Source organism: Afipia dichlorophenoxyacetatis, from assembly GCF_055386385.1.
In genome coordinates, this window is sequence record NZ_AP029250.1 from 2052414 (window position 1) to 2067267 (window position 14854).

The 14854-nt window shown below is 59.8% G+C and carries 17 protein-coding genes and 1 riboswitch; of the genes, 7 read left to right on the forward strand and 10 right to left on the reverse strand.

Annotated elements, in window-relative coordinates:
• Positions 1-250 precede the first annotated feature (250 nt).
• Both ACZ5C3_RS09510 and ACZ5C3_RS09515 read left to right on the forward strand, forming a co-directional pair.
• Positions 251-805: a cupin domain-containing protein gene (locus tag ACZ5C3_RS09510; protein ID WP_464037168.1), complete on the forward strand. Its 555-nt coding sequence runs from the start codon at positions 251-253 to the stop codon at positions 803-805.
• A gap of 134 nt (positions 806-939) precedes the next feature.
• A complete protein-coding gene (locus tag ACZ5C3_RS09515) occupies positions 940-1254 on the forward strand; it encodes a hypothetical protein (RefSeq protein ID WP_464037170.1) in 315 nt (104 codons plus the stop codon).
• A 21-nt stretch (positions 1255-1275) separates the two neighbouring features.
• Here the strand turns inward: ACZ5C3_RS09515 and ACZ5C3_RS09520 are convergent, their stop codons facing one another.
• Together ACZ5C3_RS09520 and ACZ5C3_RS09525 are read right to left on the reverse strand one after the other, a co-directional pair.
• Positions 1276-1524, reverse strand: coding sequence for a DUF2798 domain-containing protein (locus ACZ5C3_RS09520; protein WP_464037171.1), 249 nt, complete (start codon positions 1522-1524; stop codon positions 1276-1278).
• A 363-nt stretch (positions 1525-1887) separates the two neighbouring features.
• Positions 1888-4359, reverse strand: coding sequence for an arylsulfatase (locus ACZ5C3_RS09525; protein WP_464038308.1), 2472 nt, complete (start codon positions 4357-4359; stop codon positions 1888-1890).
• A 358-nt stretch (positions 4360-4717) separates the two neighbouring features.
• Between ACZ5C3_RS09525 and ACZ5C3_RS09530 the strand changes: the two genes are divergently transcribed.
• Positions 4718-4900 (forward strand): hypothetical protein, encoded by a 183-nt coding sequence (locus ACZ5C3_RS09530; protein WP_464037173.1) that lies wholly within the window; start codon positions 4718-4720, stop codon positions 4898-4900.
• 50 nt (positions 4901-4950) lie between these two features.
• Here the strand turns inward: ACZ5C3_RS09530 and ACZ5C3_RS09535 are convergent, their stop codons facing one another.
• Positions 4951-5460 (reverse strand): P-loop nucleotide/nucleoside kinase family protein, encoded by a 510-nt coding sequence (locus tag ACZ5C3_RS09535; protein WP_464037175.1) that lies wholly within the window; start codon positions 5458-5460, stop codon positions 4951-4953.
• Between the two features lie 178 nt (positions 5461-5638).
• Between ACZ5C3_RS09535 and ACZ5C3_RS09540 the strand changes: the two genes are divergently transcribed.
• Entirely contained in the window at positions 5639-6094 is a 456-nt protein-coding gene (locus ACZ5C3_RS09540; RefSeq protein WP_464044672.1) for a hypothetical protein, read from the forward strand.
• Between the two features lie 6 nt (positions 6095-6100).
• Here the strand turns inward: ACZ5C3_RS09540 and ampC are convergent, their stop codons facing one another.
• Positions 6101-7267 carry a class C beta-lactamase gene (ampC, locus tag ACZ5C3_RS09545; RefSeq protein ID WP_464044673.1) on the reverse strand — a complete coding sequence of 389 codons (1167 nt, stop codon included), beginning with the start codon at positions 7265-7267 and terminating at the stop codon, positions 6101-6103.
• A gap of 408 nt (positions 7268-7675) precedes the next feature.
• Here ampC and ACZ5C3_RS09550 point away from each other — a divergent pair, with 408 nt between their 5' ends.
• Together ACZ5C3_RS09550 and ACZ5C3_RS09555 are read left to right on the forward strand one after the other, a co-directional pair.
• On the forward strand, positions 7676-8476 hold the full coding sequence (locus tag ACZ5C3_RS09550; protein ID WP_464044674.1) for an alpha/beta hydrolase: 801 nt from the start codon (positions 7676-7678) through the stop codon (positions 8474-8476).
• Positions 8477-8609: 133 nt separating this feature from the next.
• Positions 8610-8692: riboswitch (ZMP/ZTP riboswitch) on the forward strand.
• A gap of 43 nt (positions 8693-8735) precedes the next feature.
• Complete coding sequence (locus ACZ5C3_RS09555; RefSeq protein WP_464037183.1) at positions 8736-9956, forward strand: phosphoribosylaminoimidazolecarboxamide formyltransferase; 1221 nt, start codon at positions 8736-8738, stop codon at positions 9954-9956.
• A gap of 88 nt (positions 9957-10044) precedes the next feature.
• On the opposite strand, the gene ACZ5C3_RS09560 is transcribed toward ACZ5C3_RS09555, so the two are convergent.
• From ACZ5C3_RS09560 to ACZ5C3_RS09570, 3 genes are all read right to left on the reverse strand, one after another.
• On the reverse strand, positions 10045-10872 hold the full coding sequence (locus ACZ5C3_RS09560) for an alpha/beta hydrolase (protein WP_464037185.1): 828 nt from the start codon (positions 10870-10872) through the stop codon (positions 10045-10047).
• 96 nt (positions 10873-10968) lie between these two features.
• Complete coding sequence (locus tag ACZ5C3_RS09565; RefSeq protein ID WP_464037186.1) at positions 10969-11358, reverse strand: nuclear transport factor 2 family protein; 390 nt, start codon at positions 11356-11358, stop codon at positions 10969-10971.
• Positions 11359-11420: 62 nt separating this feature from the next.
• The gene (locus ACZ5C3_RS09570) at positions 11421-12281 is read right to left on the reverse strand and encodes an SDR family oxidoreductase (protein WP_464037188.1); all 861 of its coding nucleotides are present in this window, start codon (positions 12279-12281) and stop codon (positions 11421-11423) included.
• Positions 12282-12668: 387 nt separating this feature from the next.
• Here ACZ5C3_RS09570 and ACZ5C3_RS09575 point away from each other — a divergent pair, with 387 nt between their 5' ends.
• Positions 12669-13277, forward strand: a complete 609-nt coding sequence (locus ACZ5C3_RS09575; protein ID WP_464037190.1) for a CGNR zinc finger domain-containing protein — start codon at positions 12669-12671, stop codon at positions 13275-13277.
• A 104-nt stretch (positions 13278-13381) separates the two neighbouring features.
• Here the strand turns inward: ACZ5C3_RS09575 and ACZ5C3_RS09580 are convergent, their stop codons facing one another.
• The 3 genes from ACZ5C3_RS09580 to ACZ5C3_RS09590 form a co-directional block, all read right to left on the reverse strand.
• Positions 13382-14020, reverse strand: a complete 639-nt coding sequence (locus tag ACZ5C3_RS09580) for a hypothetical protein (protein ID WP_464037191.1) — start codon at positions 14018-14020, stop codon at positions 13382-13384.
• A 118-nt stretch (positions 14021-14138) separates the two neighbouring features.
• Positions 14139-14483, reverse strand: a complete 345-nt coding sequence (locus tag ACZ5C3_RS09585; protein WP_464037193.1) for a hypothetical protein — start codon at positions 14481-14483, stop codon at positions 14139-14141.
• Positions 14484-14519: 36 nt separating this feature from the next.
• Positions 14520-14840: a hypothetical protein gene (locus ACZ5C3_RS09590; RefSeq protein ID WP_464037194.1), complete on the reverse strand. Its 321-nt coding sequence runs from the start codon at positions 14838-14840 to the stop codon at positions 14520-14522.
• Positions 14841-14854: the final 14 nt, after the last annotated feature.

Consider the following 14854-nt stretch of genomic DNA (forward strand, 5'->3'; position numbering starts at 1 on the left):
GGCGCGTTCCAAGTGTACGGCATCACGTATTCCAGAAACTCCGATAAGGCCTATTTTCGAAGCGTTCTTCGTCGATCACAGCTCTCGCGTTAGCTGTGCGCGTTTTGGTTGCGCCACATCTTAGGCAGCGCGCTACAGCCGTAGTTCTCTTCTCAAAGACTGAAATCACGCAGTAGCGCGCTCCAGCCACGTTACATCTGTATTCAACGACGCGCGCGGTCACCGGCGCGGGCTGCAGAGGGGCAAAAGCATGGCATCGCCAACCACGGATAGCGCAAGCCAACAGAACGCAGGCTCTCAGGCTGGAAGCACACAGAGCGGATGGCTCGAAACCACGCCGGGCGAGCGGTTCAGGGTTCAGACATCTTCCATCGACACCGGCGGCGCGTATCTCGTTATGGAAGTGGAAGCGGACCCGCGCATGGGCGTTCCGCTTCATCTTCATCTCAATGAAGAGGAGCACTTCATCGTTGTGGACGGCACGCTGCAAATCTCCATCGCAGGCGAGACAAAGGATTTCAAGGCCGGCCGTTCCATCACCGTCGCCAAGGGCGTGCCTCATGCGTGGTGCAATCTCACCGATGCTGTGGCCCGCTTCATCGTGATCTTCACGCCCGGGCGCATCGAGGGGATGTTCCGCGCAGTCGCAGAGAAGAAGGTCGACGACGTCGAAGCCTTTGCGGGCCTCTATGGCACTCGCATCATCGGCCGCGCCATGCAGCCGGACCTGAACACCTATTTCAGGCCGCGCCGAAAGCCGGGGATGCTTCCTCGTTCGGGAGTGGATCAGGACGGGCAGACCTGATCCGATCTGCGTCTGCGCGTGGCACGCACAGCTTTGAATCCTTGACTTGAACCCTCGATTTGAACCCTTGCCGGGCAGCCACCGACCAACAGGTGAGGGCTCATGGGCGAGCCGTTCACAGCGGGGCTGTTGTCGTGAGGTTGTCCGCGTTTTGGGAATTGGCCATCCGGTCGCTCGTCTTCGCGGTGGGCGCGACGCTGATGGCGTGGGTGTGCGATATCCCACCGACCGGGAAATCCGCGGCGTTCATGCTGTTCTGCGCCTTCTGGTCCGGTTTCGTATTCGATGGCTGGAAGCGTTCGGCCAAGAATGGTTTCAAGAGTGGTTTAGAGAACGAGTCATCCGCAGTTGCCTCGCGAAAGGCAGCCACGGAGGTGATGACGCCGGCCCAGGTGGCAGAAGCGGCGCACAAGACGACGCGCAAGCCGACATCGGAGCCGGAGAGCTAACCCGGCTGCCGCGCATATTCGCTAGCTGGACGCCGCCGGTTCGTCTTCGCGCGTGAGGGCCATGGCGCATGCGCGGATCGCGGGTGCTGCAAAGATCACCACCGGCAATATCATGGCCCATGAGATCAGCCACGCCGACAGCCAGTGGTGAACGAAGCCGCCGCTTGCGATGAATGGATAGCTCGCAATTCCTGCCGCGATGCAGGAGGTGAGGCCGGACTGGATGACGCCGAAAATGAAGTGGGCGTAGCGGCGGGGAATTCCGAGCATTGAAAGCCTTTCGGAGAGGTGGTGCAGGCGCAGCGTCGTGGCGAGCGATACCAGATTGTGAGCGATATGACCCGCCGCCGTCGCGCGGAAATTTCGGGCAACCCTAGTGCGCTGGATTTGACGTTCGTATCAGTATTGCGGCGAGTCCTCATTACGAACGTCAAATCCAAAAGCGCACTAGTTTCATCAAGTTGCTAGTGTCCCTTTTGGTTCTAACGTTCGCAAACGAGAGTGCTGCAAAGTGATGCGAACGTTAGAACCGGGACACTAGCCTATTTTGTGAGGCGCACCCCGGCAAAGCGGGCCGCGCGCATAACACTTGTTCCGTGTACGCCCTTGTTGAGGGGCCATGCAACTGCCTGCTCAGTCGGTCGCTCTTTCGAGCGCGTGCCGCATGCGCTTTTGTTCCTCACTCGACATCTGCGTCGGACCAAGCTTGTAGGTCAGTTTGTCGATCTTGCCCGTGAAGCGGAATGGCAGCTTGTAACTGTCGTCCACGGCGGTGCGGGTATCACTCCCGATGTCGAAGGTCTCATCGATCGCCATCAGAAATGCAATGGAGTGGGGCATCGTCTGCTTGGCGATGTCTTTGCCATCGACGCTCAACACGCCCGTGCCGCCCTTGCCTGGGCCGGGCCCGTCATACTTGAAATCGAATTCAATCGTGTGCTTGCCGGGCTTGAGCGCACCGGCGAGCAGGTCGCGCCTTCCAATACCGGACTCCCAGCGGTACCGTTTCAAGTTCAGCATGTTGTAGACAAAGACCGGCTTGCCTTTGAGCAAGTAGAGACCGTATCCGCCGAAGCGGCCGCCGAGTGTCGCAATCATGCCCTCGGCGCCGCCCTGCGGAACGGTGATCTCCGCGGTGATCGTGTAATCCTTGTTGAGGATGCTCGGAGCATTGCCGTCCGGAATGCCGGCGTTCTCACCGGAGTACGTGAAGAGCGTTCGACCTGCGGTCGCGCTCGGCCGCGGTGTCACGATGCGCGGCAGGATCGAGTTGTCCAGCGGCAAGACCTGATATTTCGCCGCCTCCGTCAGGAATAGCGCCTGCATCTCCTTTAACTTGTCGGGGTTCTTGGCGGCGAGGTCGTTGTTCTGCGAAAAGTCTTCCGCGATGTTGTAGAGCTCCCATTTGTAGTCGTTGATCTCGGGAAGCTTGGTCGTTCCCAGATCCCACGGCGGCACCGGCGGCGTCGTCGCGGCGTACCAGCCGTCGTGATAGATGCCGCGATTGGCGAACATCTCGAAATACTGCGTCTCGCGTTTTGATGGCGCCTTGGCATTGGCCTGATCGAATGTGTAGGCCATGCTGATGCCTTCGATCGGCTTTTGCGCGATGCCGTTGACCGTGGCCGGCGCCTGAATTCCGGCGGCCTCCAGGATCGTCGGGACGATGTCGATGATGTGGTGGAACTGGGAGCGGATGCCGCCGGTGTCCTTGATGTGGCCGGGCCACGATATGGCCATGCCCTGACGTGTGCCGCCGAAGTGCGATGCGACCTGCTTGGTCCATTTGAACGGCGTGTCGAACGCCCATGACCAGGCCACCGACATATGCGGGTAGGTCTTGTCGGAGCCCCAGGCTTCGTAGTTCAGCATCAGCTCGGCTTCCGGCAGTTTCAGGATGCCGTTGTAGGCCGTCATCTGGTTCGGCGTGCCTTCAAGGGTGCCTTCGGCGCTGGTGCCGTTGTCGCCGCTGATGTAGATGATCAGCGTGTTGTCGAGTTTGCCCATGTCCTCGACCGCCTGGATAACGCGGCCGATCTCGTTGTCAGTGTAGGCCGCATAGCCGGCGAACACTTCAGCCTCCCGCGCGTACAGCTTCCTTTGTATCAATGACAGCGAGTCCCACTTCGGCAGAGTATCAGGCCATGGCGTCAGCTCGGTGTTGGCGGGGATCACGCCGAGCCGCTTCTGGTTGGCAAAAATCTGCTCGCGCAGCTTCTGCCAGCCCATGTCGAACTTGCCTTTGAACTTGTCGATCCATTCTTTCTTGGGCTGGTGCGGCGAGTGCGTGCCGCCGGGCACGTAATAAACAAAGAACGGCTTGTCCGGCGCAGCCGCGTTCAGATTGTTCATGTAGCTGATGGCTTCGTCCGCCATATCGGTGGTGAGGTTGTAGCCCTGCTTGCCGAGCCACGGGAAAATCTGTGTCGTGTTGCGAAACAGGTAGGGCGTCCACTGATCGGTCTCGCCGCCCATGAATCCGTAGAAATATTCGAAGCCCATGCCGACCGGCCACTGATCGTATGGTCCGGCCGCACTGTAGAGATAGGTTGGCGTGTTATGGTTCTTGCCGAACCACGATGTGGCATATCCGTTGTCGCGAAGAATGGTGCCGATCGTCGCGCTGTCTTGACCGATGACGGAATTGTAGCCCGGATAGCCGGTCGACATTTCGCCGATCACACCGTACCCGACTGAGTGGTGATTGCGGCCGGTGATCAGCGCCGCCCGCGTCGGCGAGCAAAGCGCTGTGGAGCTGAAATGGGTATAGCGCAGCCCCGCTTTGGCGATGCGGTCCATGTTGGGAGTCGGAACGACGCCGCCGAAGGTGCCGGAAACGCCATAGCCCTGATCATCGGTCATGATCAGCAGGACGTTTGGTGCGCCTTTGGGCGGCACCACGGATGGCGGCCAATACGGCTTGGACTCCTGCGCCGTTTCCTTGATCACACCACCAAACTTGGGAGGTTCGGGCGGCAGTTGTTTGCCGTCGATGGTGGTCGTCGCGCTCGGCGTCCCTGGTGTGCCCGTGGTCTGTTGCGCCAAAGCGCCTGACGTCAGTGATAGACAGAGGAGAATGCCGCTCGATGATAGGAGCTTCGTCATGTTGGTCACGATGCCCTCCCAATGGCTGTATTTGCCGCCTTATCGAAAGCACGATCTCAAGCTGGGCCTTGCGAAAGCCACTGACGTCCGAGAGCATTATCCGCCCTGTGAGCGGGCGCGTCAGCCGCCAGAAACATCCCTCGATCGAGTTACGTCCAAAAGGCGAATGGCGTTTTATCCGCGCTCCTTTTTCACGCTTGCCGTTACTGACCCCCCACTTGCGCGTTAGGGGATATGAAGCCGCTCCGGCGGGGCATCTTTCACCGCGCGGCCGGCACATTTCGTGGAACCTTCGTCCAGCTTTCATGTTTCAGCGTTATTCCGTCGGGATTCGTTTCAAAACGCTGGAATCGCGCCCATGAAGGAAACCAAGCAACTGAAAAAGCAGGCTGAGCGGGCCGCGCGTTTCGCGAGCTTCAGCTTCGATGATGAGGAGGCGCAGGAGAGGTCGAGCCTGGCCGAGGCTTTCCGCGCGCAGGCCGACGTGCTGAAAGAAAAGAAGAAAAAAGACAAGAAGAAGGAAAAGGAAGGCGCGAAGTAGGGGCATCACGGGCCGCGCACCGGATGCGCGAGCCGGGGATGATGTCGCGCTCAGAGGGCGCGGACCAATTCGATAATCTTTTTGACGCACTCGCCCGCGGACAGCTTGCTGGTGTCCAGCACCAAACGCTCGCTGGTCCAGTCTTCATAGCCGCGGCTTTGCACGCGTTTCCAATCCGGCAGATCGAGACCAGCAATATTGCTACGGCGCGTCTCCACACGGCGCCTGTGTTCAGCCTGGTCTGAGCACACAATCTCCACGTTCAGCAATCGTGCGCCGCAGGCGTCCGCGACGTCGGACCAGCATCGCCTCGTCACGTCGATGGGATTCACCGTGTCGGCAACCACGTCGAAGCCCAGCGCCAGATTGTCTTGCGCGACCGCATACGCCGTCACGTATCCGGCATCTTCGGCCGGGTGGATTTTCAAGCTGCTGTTTTTCAGCGCCGCCTCGATAGAATCCACGCGGATATAGCTGGCACCGATTTCCGCTGCCAAAGCGCGGGCAACGGTCGTTTTGCCGACCCCCGGTAAGCCGGAGAATGAAATCAGAACAGGCATGCCGGAGTCATACCACCGCAGTGAAATCGATTTCAACGCGCGCGGTGGTTCCTGGTCATGGAATGGCGGCGCTAAAGAGCGCGTTGCAGGCGTGGATCGATACGTCTTTATACGATATAAAGCCCTCGCAAAATGATCGGTTCAAAAATTTCAATCAAGATTTTACGGGGAGAGCGCTTTGCATAAATGGCAGCAATCGGCACGCGCGCTGGGCGCGTTCTTCATTTTCTGTTGCGTCGCGGGGCAACCGGCCTATGCCGATGGATCCGTGTCGTCCTTGGGCATGGGCTACGGTGCGCGTAATCCCGCTGAATTTGCGCGATTCCAGTCCGTGATACAGCAGTACAACGCGTCCGGTGAGCGCTTTCGCATTGACAGCCACTGTCAATCCGCCTGCACCATGTTCCTGTCGATCCGGAATGTTTGCGTCTCGCCGGATGCGACGCTGTTGTTTCACGCCGGTGGCACGAGGGCATCGGGCGTCAGCCCCGTCTACACGCAAAAAATGCTCAACACCTATAACGGCGCCTTGCGCCGATATGTCACCGCCAACCATTTCATGGATACTCTCGACTTTCATGAGATTTCTGGTGGCGACATCATCAAGCGCTTCGGCTACCGCGCCTGCCGGTAGGCAGGTTCACTCCGCCAGCTTCGACAGCACGGCGTAAGCCGCCTTCACCCGCGCGTCGTTCGGATAGGCTCTGTTCGCCAGCATCACGATGCCGATCTTCTTCGCCGGCAAGAACGCAACATAGGCGCCGAAGCCGCCGGTCGCGCCGGTCTTGTTGATCAGCACATCCGCGCGCGGCGGCATCGGCGGATCTATGGCGGTGGCGGGCAGCGGTTTCAGCATCTCGGACGCATTGCCTGCAACGAGCTTGTCGAGGCCGACGAGGTCAGGATACTGCTCCCAGATCAGGTCCTGAACGAGGCCACCTGCCTGAAAGTAGCCGGTGTGTGTGGCGTTCACCGCGCGCTGGATGGATCCGGGCGCGGTGCCGACGCCCATGTTCACCTCGAGGAAGCGCAGCATGTCCACGGCGTTGGATTTCACGCCGTACGCTTCATTGGCGATCGGGGCCGGGTTGACGCGCACCGGCTTGTCGTCGCGATAGCCCCATGCGTAGGACTTCATCTCTGACTGAGGCACGGTGATGTAGGTGCGCTTCAGCCCAAGGTCGTGAAACAGGTCCTGCGCCAGCGCCTCGAAAGGTCCGCCCATCGCGTTCGCGGTGACCATGCCGAGCAGACCGACGCTCGGGTTGGCGTAGACACGCGATGTGCCGCGCGGCTGCTGTGGCTTCCACGCGCGATAATAGGCGATGAGCTGCTTGTCGTTGGTCACGTTGTCCGGAATCTGCAGCGGGAATCCGCCCGCGGTGTGGGTGGCGAGATCGAGCACCTTCACCCTGTCGAGCGCGCTGCCTTTCAGCTCCGGCATAAACTTGGTGACAGGATCGTTCAGTGACAGCCGCTCTTCCTCCACTGCCTGCGCTGCGAGCGTCGCGGTGAAGGTCTTGCTGATGGAGCCGAGCTCGAACAGCGTGTCGCGCGTCACCGGCGTCTGTTCTGCTTTCGAGGCGAGGCCATAATCGAAGAAATGCCGCGTGCCGTTGACGGTGACCGCCACTTCAAGGCCCGGCACTGCATATTGCGCGATCACCGGCTTCACCGCGTCATCGACGATCTGCTTCAGCTTCGCATCGTCCAGCTCCGCGCCGGATGCAATGGGCGCGAGCGCAAAGGTGGCGCAGGCGAGAAGGGTCGCGGCGAGGGGACGGCGTGCAGGCAAGGGGATCTCCATCGGCTAGATCTGCGAGCCGTTTAGACTGGCGAGGAGCGCCTCACAAGGGATTGTGGCGATATGCGGACATGCGCCGTCTAAGCCATTGAATCTCTGATAGGGAATTGCTGACAGAGAGCGAACGGCTGATGGCGCCGCTGAATTAAGCCGACCGGGCTTGGTTTATGGAATCGCAGGCCCGGCCGGCGTGTGCCGCCTCACTGCAAACAGGCGACCGGACCGCAGATAGGTTATCCCTGCCATGAAGGCCATTCATCGTTTCGTGATCGCTGTGGATAGCCGCGCATGTGTTGTCGATGTGCCATATCGCGACATGCCGCGAGGCGATTGGCCTTGATGAATGCAACTCACGCGCTAAAAAGCGCGTCCGCCTGCGAAGCCCGCGGGTATTGGAGCCGGTCGCCCGACATGAAGAGCCAACTGATCGCCGCGTCGTTTGACGCCAAGTCCACCGGTACGCCAGTGGACTATCGGGTTCTGGCACCAGCGGATCGGGGCGAGGGCGAACGGTTGCCGTTGATTCTGCATCTGCACGGCGCCATGTCGTCGTCGGCATCGCTGGAAGCGGCGAAGGATGCCTATGATCTCGCATGGTCGAACGGAATTCTCCCGCGCGCGGTCATCGCCTGTGCCTCGACGCCGACGCTCGGCGGCTTCTACATCGACGGTGGTCCGGGCAAGAACTGGGAGACGCTGGTGGGAACAGAGTTTCCTGCGTGGCTTGCTGAGCAGTTCAGCCTAAGCGATACGCGCGTTGTCATCGGTTTTTCCATGGGCGGCTACGGCGCGCTGAAGCTGGCATTCCGGCATCCCGATAAATATCGTGCTGTGGCGGCACTTTGTCCGGTGATCTTTCCGGGCGAGACGCCATCGAGCGTGCCCGAGCGCAACCGGCCTGCGATCCTCAACGATCTGAACATCGCCATGGGCACGGATGAGGCGACTTACAAGTCCAACACCGTCTACGGCATTGCGCGAGCTCATCACGCGCAGATCAGGCAGTTCGGCCAGCGCATCTATTTCGATTGCGGTGATGCCGACGAGTTCAACCTGCATGATGGTGCGGCGTATTTAGACCACGTGCTGATTGAACTCGGTGTGCCGCATCAGTTCGAGTCCGTGCGCGGCGCAGGGCATGCGGATGCCGCCGCGATTGCGCGGCAGGCGAAGGCGATCGCGTTTCTTGGTGGGGTGTTGAAGGCGCGCTGATCACGCGATCGCGTTGCCAAGATCGAAATTGAAAACGCTAAGTTTCGACGTGGGCGTGAACCAATAAATTCAGCATTTTTGTGCACTCCCATCAGCGGCTATTGTTGAAGCCATCCTGCCAGTCTGCTACTTTGCTTCTCTGCGTAACTGGCGAAGCAAGATGGGTTACCATCGGGAAGCGCAGATTTTTGAGAGCCGATCGCCTGGGCCGCCGAGACATTGATCTCGGCTCATCCAATTTGATGGAGCCCAGCCAATCATGGCAAATGATCCCAATACACCCGATCCCAGTTCACTTGATCCCAATTCACGTCGTGCCCTTCGCTACGGCCTTAACCCGCATCAGTCGGGCGCGCACGTCATCTCGCCCAATGAGCCGTCGCCTCTCGACGTGCTGTCCGGCAATCCGGGATACATCAACATCCTCGACGCCCTGCGTGGGTGGAAGCTGGTGCGCGAACTCAGCCAACGCTTCAATCGCCCCGCCGCGGCATCTTTCAAGCACGTGAATCCGGCCGGTGTCGGCTTGGGCGGCGGTGACTTGCCCGACGATTTTATGGCAACTCATTTTCTCGGCAATTTGACGTTGTCGCCGTTAGCGACGGCATATCTGCGGGCCCGCCATGGCGATCGGATTTCGTCTTATGGGGACTTCGTCGCGCTGAGCGAAGAGGTGGACATCGAAACCGCCGAGGTGCTCAAGGGCGTTGCTTCGGACGGCGTGATTGCACCCGGTTACACGCCGGAAGCTCTGGCAATCCTCCGCAGAAAGCGGGAGGGGCGCTATCTCGTTTTGGCGATTGATCCGAGCTTTGAACCCGGCAAGGTCGAGAGCCGCACAGAGTTCGGCCTGACGATGACGCAGGACGCTGATATTGGCGACGTTCCCGATCCTTACGCCGCGAAGGTGGTGTCTCAGAACAGGGTGCTGACGGATGGAAACCGGGACGACCTGCTTCTGGCAATGATTGTCGCCAAGCATACCCAGTCAAACGCGGTCGTGATCGCAAAGGACGGACAAACGATCGGCATTGGTGCTGGCCAGCAATCCCGCATTTCAGCGACCCGCTTGGCATGCGAGAAGGCAGACACCTACCGTCTTCTAACACATCCTAAGGTGTCTAGTCTTTCGTTCGCGCCTGAGGTTGGCCGCATCGAAAAAATGAACTTGATGGACATGCTCCTCCGGTTTGAAGAACTGAGTGCTGTTGAGCGCCAAATGCTCATCGACAGGCTGCCGTCCGGTTTCCACCCTTTGACTGCGGTGGAGCGCGAAACCTGGCTTCGCAGAGGGCAGTCGCTCTGTTTAGCGTCGGACGCTTTCATTCCGTTCCGGGACAATATCGACCGTGCGACTCGCAGCAACGTCACGCATATCATGCAGACCGGAGGCTCGCTTCGCGATGCCGACGTTACGGCCGCAGCGGACGAGCATGCTATCGTCTTGCTTCACAGCGGAATGCGCCATTTTCTCCATTAGCCTGGCGGAGCGAGAGGTCCGGGGCGTCTGGTGCCAGTGAGAATTTCTCATCGTCACCCGACACCCACACCTCTCGTCTAAGCAAAGGTCACGGCGCCAAGGCACGCGCCAGCGAGTTCATCAGCGTGCCTGACACGTTGGCTAAATCTTCCAGCACCGTAAAGTGATTGCGGCTTTCGGTTGCGACGTACCCGACGTGTTCACCTGACCTGGCCGCCGCAGCAGCATATTCGCTTGCATGGCGTATCAGCTCCGGCAGCTCAGCCGCGCCCACCGCGATCGTCATCGGCGTGCCTTGACTGAGGTGCCGCAGCGGGCTGTACAGGTCGATCTCGCTCGGGCTGAGGTTCAATTTCTCATTCAACCACGAGAGACCAATGGGTTCGAGATCAACCAGCGGACTGATGGCCATGGTGTGAGCGAGCAGAGGATGCGAACGATGAACGAGGCTGAGGTGGCCGCCCGCTGAATGCCCCACGAGACAGACAGGACCGTGTCCGATTTTCAGCGCGTCCCGGTTGGCCGCGAGATGATCCAGCAGCCGGCCAATCTCTTCGACAATCTGTGTCATCGAAGCCTGCGGTGCGAGGGTGTACTCCGCAAGAACGACATTATACCCGCGCTCAAGCGGTCCCTTGGCGACGAAGGCGAAGTCCTCTTTGGTCAGCGTCTGCCAGTATCCACCATGGATATAGACCACCGTCGGTGCATGAGTTGCGCGCGCACGAAACAAGTCGAACCGCTGACGGGGTTGATCGCCGTAGGGCTGGTCCCGCTCACATGGCGTGGTGTCGTAAAGTTGCGCGCCGCGCAATTTGAAGTCCGCAAAAATCGTTTGGAAGTCGGAGACAGCTTTTACGTTGTTGTAGGCTGCATCGAGTGCAGCGCGATCCATTCCGCGATAAAGCACAGTCATGTCCATCTTTGAGTGGTTGAGAGCTGATGCCCGCCACGTGTGAGAGACCATCGTCGCTCTGATCTCGCGACGCTGATCTCGTGACAGACAATTCGATTAGAGGGCTTCGAGAACCTTCGCGGTGTCGGTGTATTGAACGAACTTCAAGAGCTTGTCGCCGCTCACCGTCCAGACGTGTGCATAAGGCACTGAAATCGCGCGGCCGGTTTTCTTGTACGTCCCGGTATAGATCCCGAGCGCCACAACGCGATCGCCATCCGCAATGAAATCAAAGGGCGTGGCCGCAAAGCCATCCCAGTCATTGGCGACGCGCACCAGAAGATTATCGAGAACCGCCTGCGGTCCGTGCCAGGTGCCAGTGTAATAGGGAAAGCGCTCGGCTTCCGTCCATTCGACGTTGTCGCTCAGGGTCGCGAGCACGCCCGAGACGTCGGCACGTCCGAGAGCGTCGTAGAAGCGCCGAACGATCTCCACTGGGGAAGTCATGATGACGATCTCCGCATTGTTGGTTGAGGCGGTGGGCGGCTCTCCGCCCACCGACCGATCGATCAGGCGAGCTTCGCGAGATGGCCGAGGCCAAGACCTTCGACCACACTTGCCTGCACTGGCGCGACGTCGCCGTTGATCTTGTCGGCACCGAATGCCGCACCAACGACAGTGCGCGCGACGCGGCTACCCTTCGGCTGACCGACCAGCTTGGTCACCGCCTCGGCGATGTCGTGCGGTTTGGGAGCGTTTGCGCCTTCGAACATCGACATGAAAGTCTTGAACATCGCGCCAGGAATCTGGCCCACTTCGCCGTATGACAACGCGACATCGGCAAGCGCGGGTGTCTGAATGCTGGCGTACATGTTGGTCGGATAGGCGCTCGGCTGCACCTCCACGACCTCTACGCCAAATTGAGAGACTTCCAGCCGCAGACTGTCGGTGAGGGCCTCGACCGCCATCTTGCTCGCGCCGTAGATGCCGAAGAACGGGAAGGTCACGCGGCCGAGGATCGATCCGATGTTGATGATCAGGCCATCGCGCTTTTGGCGCATGGAGGGGAGAACGGCATTGGTCACGCGCAGCAGACCGATGACGTTGGTGTCGAAGATGGCCTTTGCCTGATCGGCGGTGAAAGCCTCGGTCACACCGGCTGACGCGATGCCCGCGTTGTTGACGAGCACGTCGATCTTTCCGGCTTCAGCGAGCACTTTCTTCACGCTGGCTTCGACCGACGCGCCGTCGTTGACGTCCAGCTCCACGACCTTGATGCCGAGCTTTTGCAGGGCTTCGGCGGCCGCGCGATTTTTACCCTGCACGCTGCGCATCGAGGCGTACACGGTGTGCCCCGCACGAGCGAGCGTTTCGGCTGTGTCACGGCCAAAGCCGCTGCTGGCGCCGGTGATCAGGACTGTCTTGGACATACTCGGTCTCCTCTTGGATGATCATGCATTCGCATCGTAACCTGTTTGATGCTATAATGATGGTTACAAGAAGGGCGCGTAACTTGTCAATCGCGTTTTTGTGGTTACGAACGGCTGGTTCTGGAGGTATCGGCATTGGTGAGGGCGGGGAAACGGAGCGACAGTCTGCCGAGTGGTCATTCGATATAAATGGCTATTATATAAGCGTTTTATGCATCAACTGATGTGAGATTGATGGCGAGGCGGCCCGGCGCCCGAGTTGCCCGCTCCGCAAGCCTGCGAATTGCGGTAACCGATCAAGACGGCGAGCGAGGCGTAACGGCTCTTGTTGATAACCTTTTATATAGCTATAAACAGGTTATATAAGTCCGCCGCAAGGATGACGTCATGGTTGAACAACACCCGCCCGCGATCTTGATCGCTGATGCGCTCGGGCTGGATTTCCTCAACTCGGTTACCAAGCGAACCGATTGGATCGACAGCGGTGAGGGTTTGCTGCGGTGGCTCGGGGAGGTGGGCCTCGTGCCGGCCGAAGCTCTTGACGAGATTCGAAACCAAGCCCTGCGAGGGGAGTTGGACAAAGTCGCGGATCAAGCGAGACAGCTTCGGGAATGGTTCAGGGATTTTGTCGCCCGTCGCAAAGGCCGCTCGCTGCAAGCGGACGCCTTGATGGAGTTGGCGCCACTCAACCGCCTCCTGGAGCGGGACGAGTCGTACAGTCGCGTTGATGTGCAGGATCATGAAGACCACGCTCATCTGAGTGTCCAGAGGATGCGTCGCTGGCGGTCGCCGGAGTCTTTGTTGTTGCCGATTGCGGAGGCTTTAGCCGAATTCGTGAGCGAGAATGACTTTACGGACGTCAAAAACTGCGAAGGGCCCACATGCACGATGATGTTCGTTGATCGCACGAGAGGGCGGACACGGCGGTGGTGCAGCATGGCGAGTTGCGGCAATCGCGCGAAGCAGGCGGCGCATCGCAACAAGGCCGAGAGTTAGCATGAACGGTGGCGTGAGTGCGGAAGGATATCACGGAGGACGCGCAGTCTCTTCGGCACCTGCGGTGTGCGACGGGTCAAGTATCGTCGCGCGATTTGCGATGTTTATCTTCGCGTGAAGATCACGCCGTTTCCGAAGGTGAACGTGTCGTAGTCGATGCGCGATCCTTCCCTGCCCATGTTCCAGGTCAGGTGCTGGCCGTCGTCCGTCGTGACCTCGACTGCGTCGCCACATGAAAATTTCGACGGTTCGCCGCTGCACGTAATCCGCCCTTCGCCGGGGAAAAGTGGGTTGATGTGTTTCGACGATCCGCTCGCGTCGGCGCCGAACGTGTACATCGCGGTCACCTCGTTCTGGCCGTAATACCAGGAGCCCTGCAGGTATTCCGCCAGGGTCTTGGGTGCGGCGGCGTCGTCCGTCGGGCCTTTCGCGGCTTTGTCGGTATTGACGCAGACGTGGCAGGCGCGGACGCCGGCGGCAAGAGGGCGCCCCCGGAAGAGGATCACCGGCCCGGTGGTGGCGCCGCCACTGAAGACAGCCGTATAGCCCGTCACGTCGATCATGAAGTCGACTTTCGCGCATATCTTGGCGTCCGTCTTCAGCTCGACCGTCGCGCTCTCCTCGTCGAGGTGAGCCTCAGCCGTACAGTCGGAGACGTATCTGCTGCAGTCGCAGTTTTCTTGCGCGACGGACGGTGAAAAGGATGAAATCGAGAACAATAAAATGGCGGCGAGGCGCTTCATGTCCGCTCCAAATGCCTGCAAAGTATCGGAGACCGAGACAATCAAAATTCATCAAAAATAAGGTGAAGGCCCCGCCGACATTGTTATCGGGCAACTTTTTTGATTGCCCCGTGCCGCACTATTCGTCGAACACCAGCACAGACGGCTCGTCGCCGCGCTTGCGCAGCCGCGGGCAGGCATAGGCATCGCGCGGGACGGCGGTGGGATAGACGCGCACGAATGTCTCGCGGCCGGTGAAGCTGTGATAATGACAGGCCACCCTGAAGTCGGAGCTCCGCGCCAGCCCCGTGCCGTCGGTATCGACGCGTCTGCGAAGCAACTCATAGCCGCGCAGTTGAAACGGCAGCCAGACCGCAGCCAGCAGCGTGGCGACCGCGAGCGCGCTGAGCGGGACATCGCGCAAGAGGCGAAGCAGGGTCCGCGCGCGTCCAATGTGGTGAGGCGCGGGGCCGGGTGGTTTCATGCGGTCTTCGTCGCGGCGGATGATGTGGGTGCCTTGTTACGTGTGTGCCTTGGCGAGGGGCGGGCAGGAGAAATGGTCACGCGAGCTGGAAAAATCGAACCATGTGGTGTGAACGGTCTCGCCGGAGTAATTCATATATTTGCAGGCCGCGGTGAACTTGCCGCTGGCCTCGGACGTATTATCGCGGCTGTAGAGCACGGCATAGCCCAGCACGTGAATGGGCACCAGCGCCAGCAGCAGCGAGCCGATGACGCTTGCGAACAGCATCGCCTCGAAGAATGTCTCCCATAGCAGCACCACGGCCGCGAACACCGGCGCAACAAGGCAGACCAGGACAAATTCTTTCAACCGCTGCATGATCGTCTCGATGC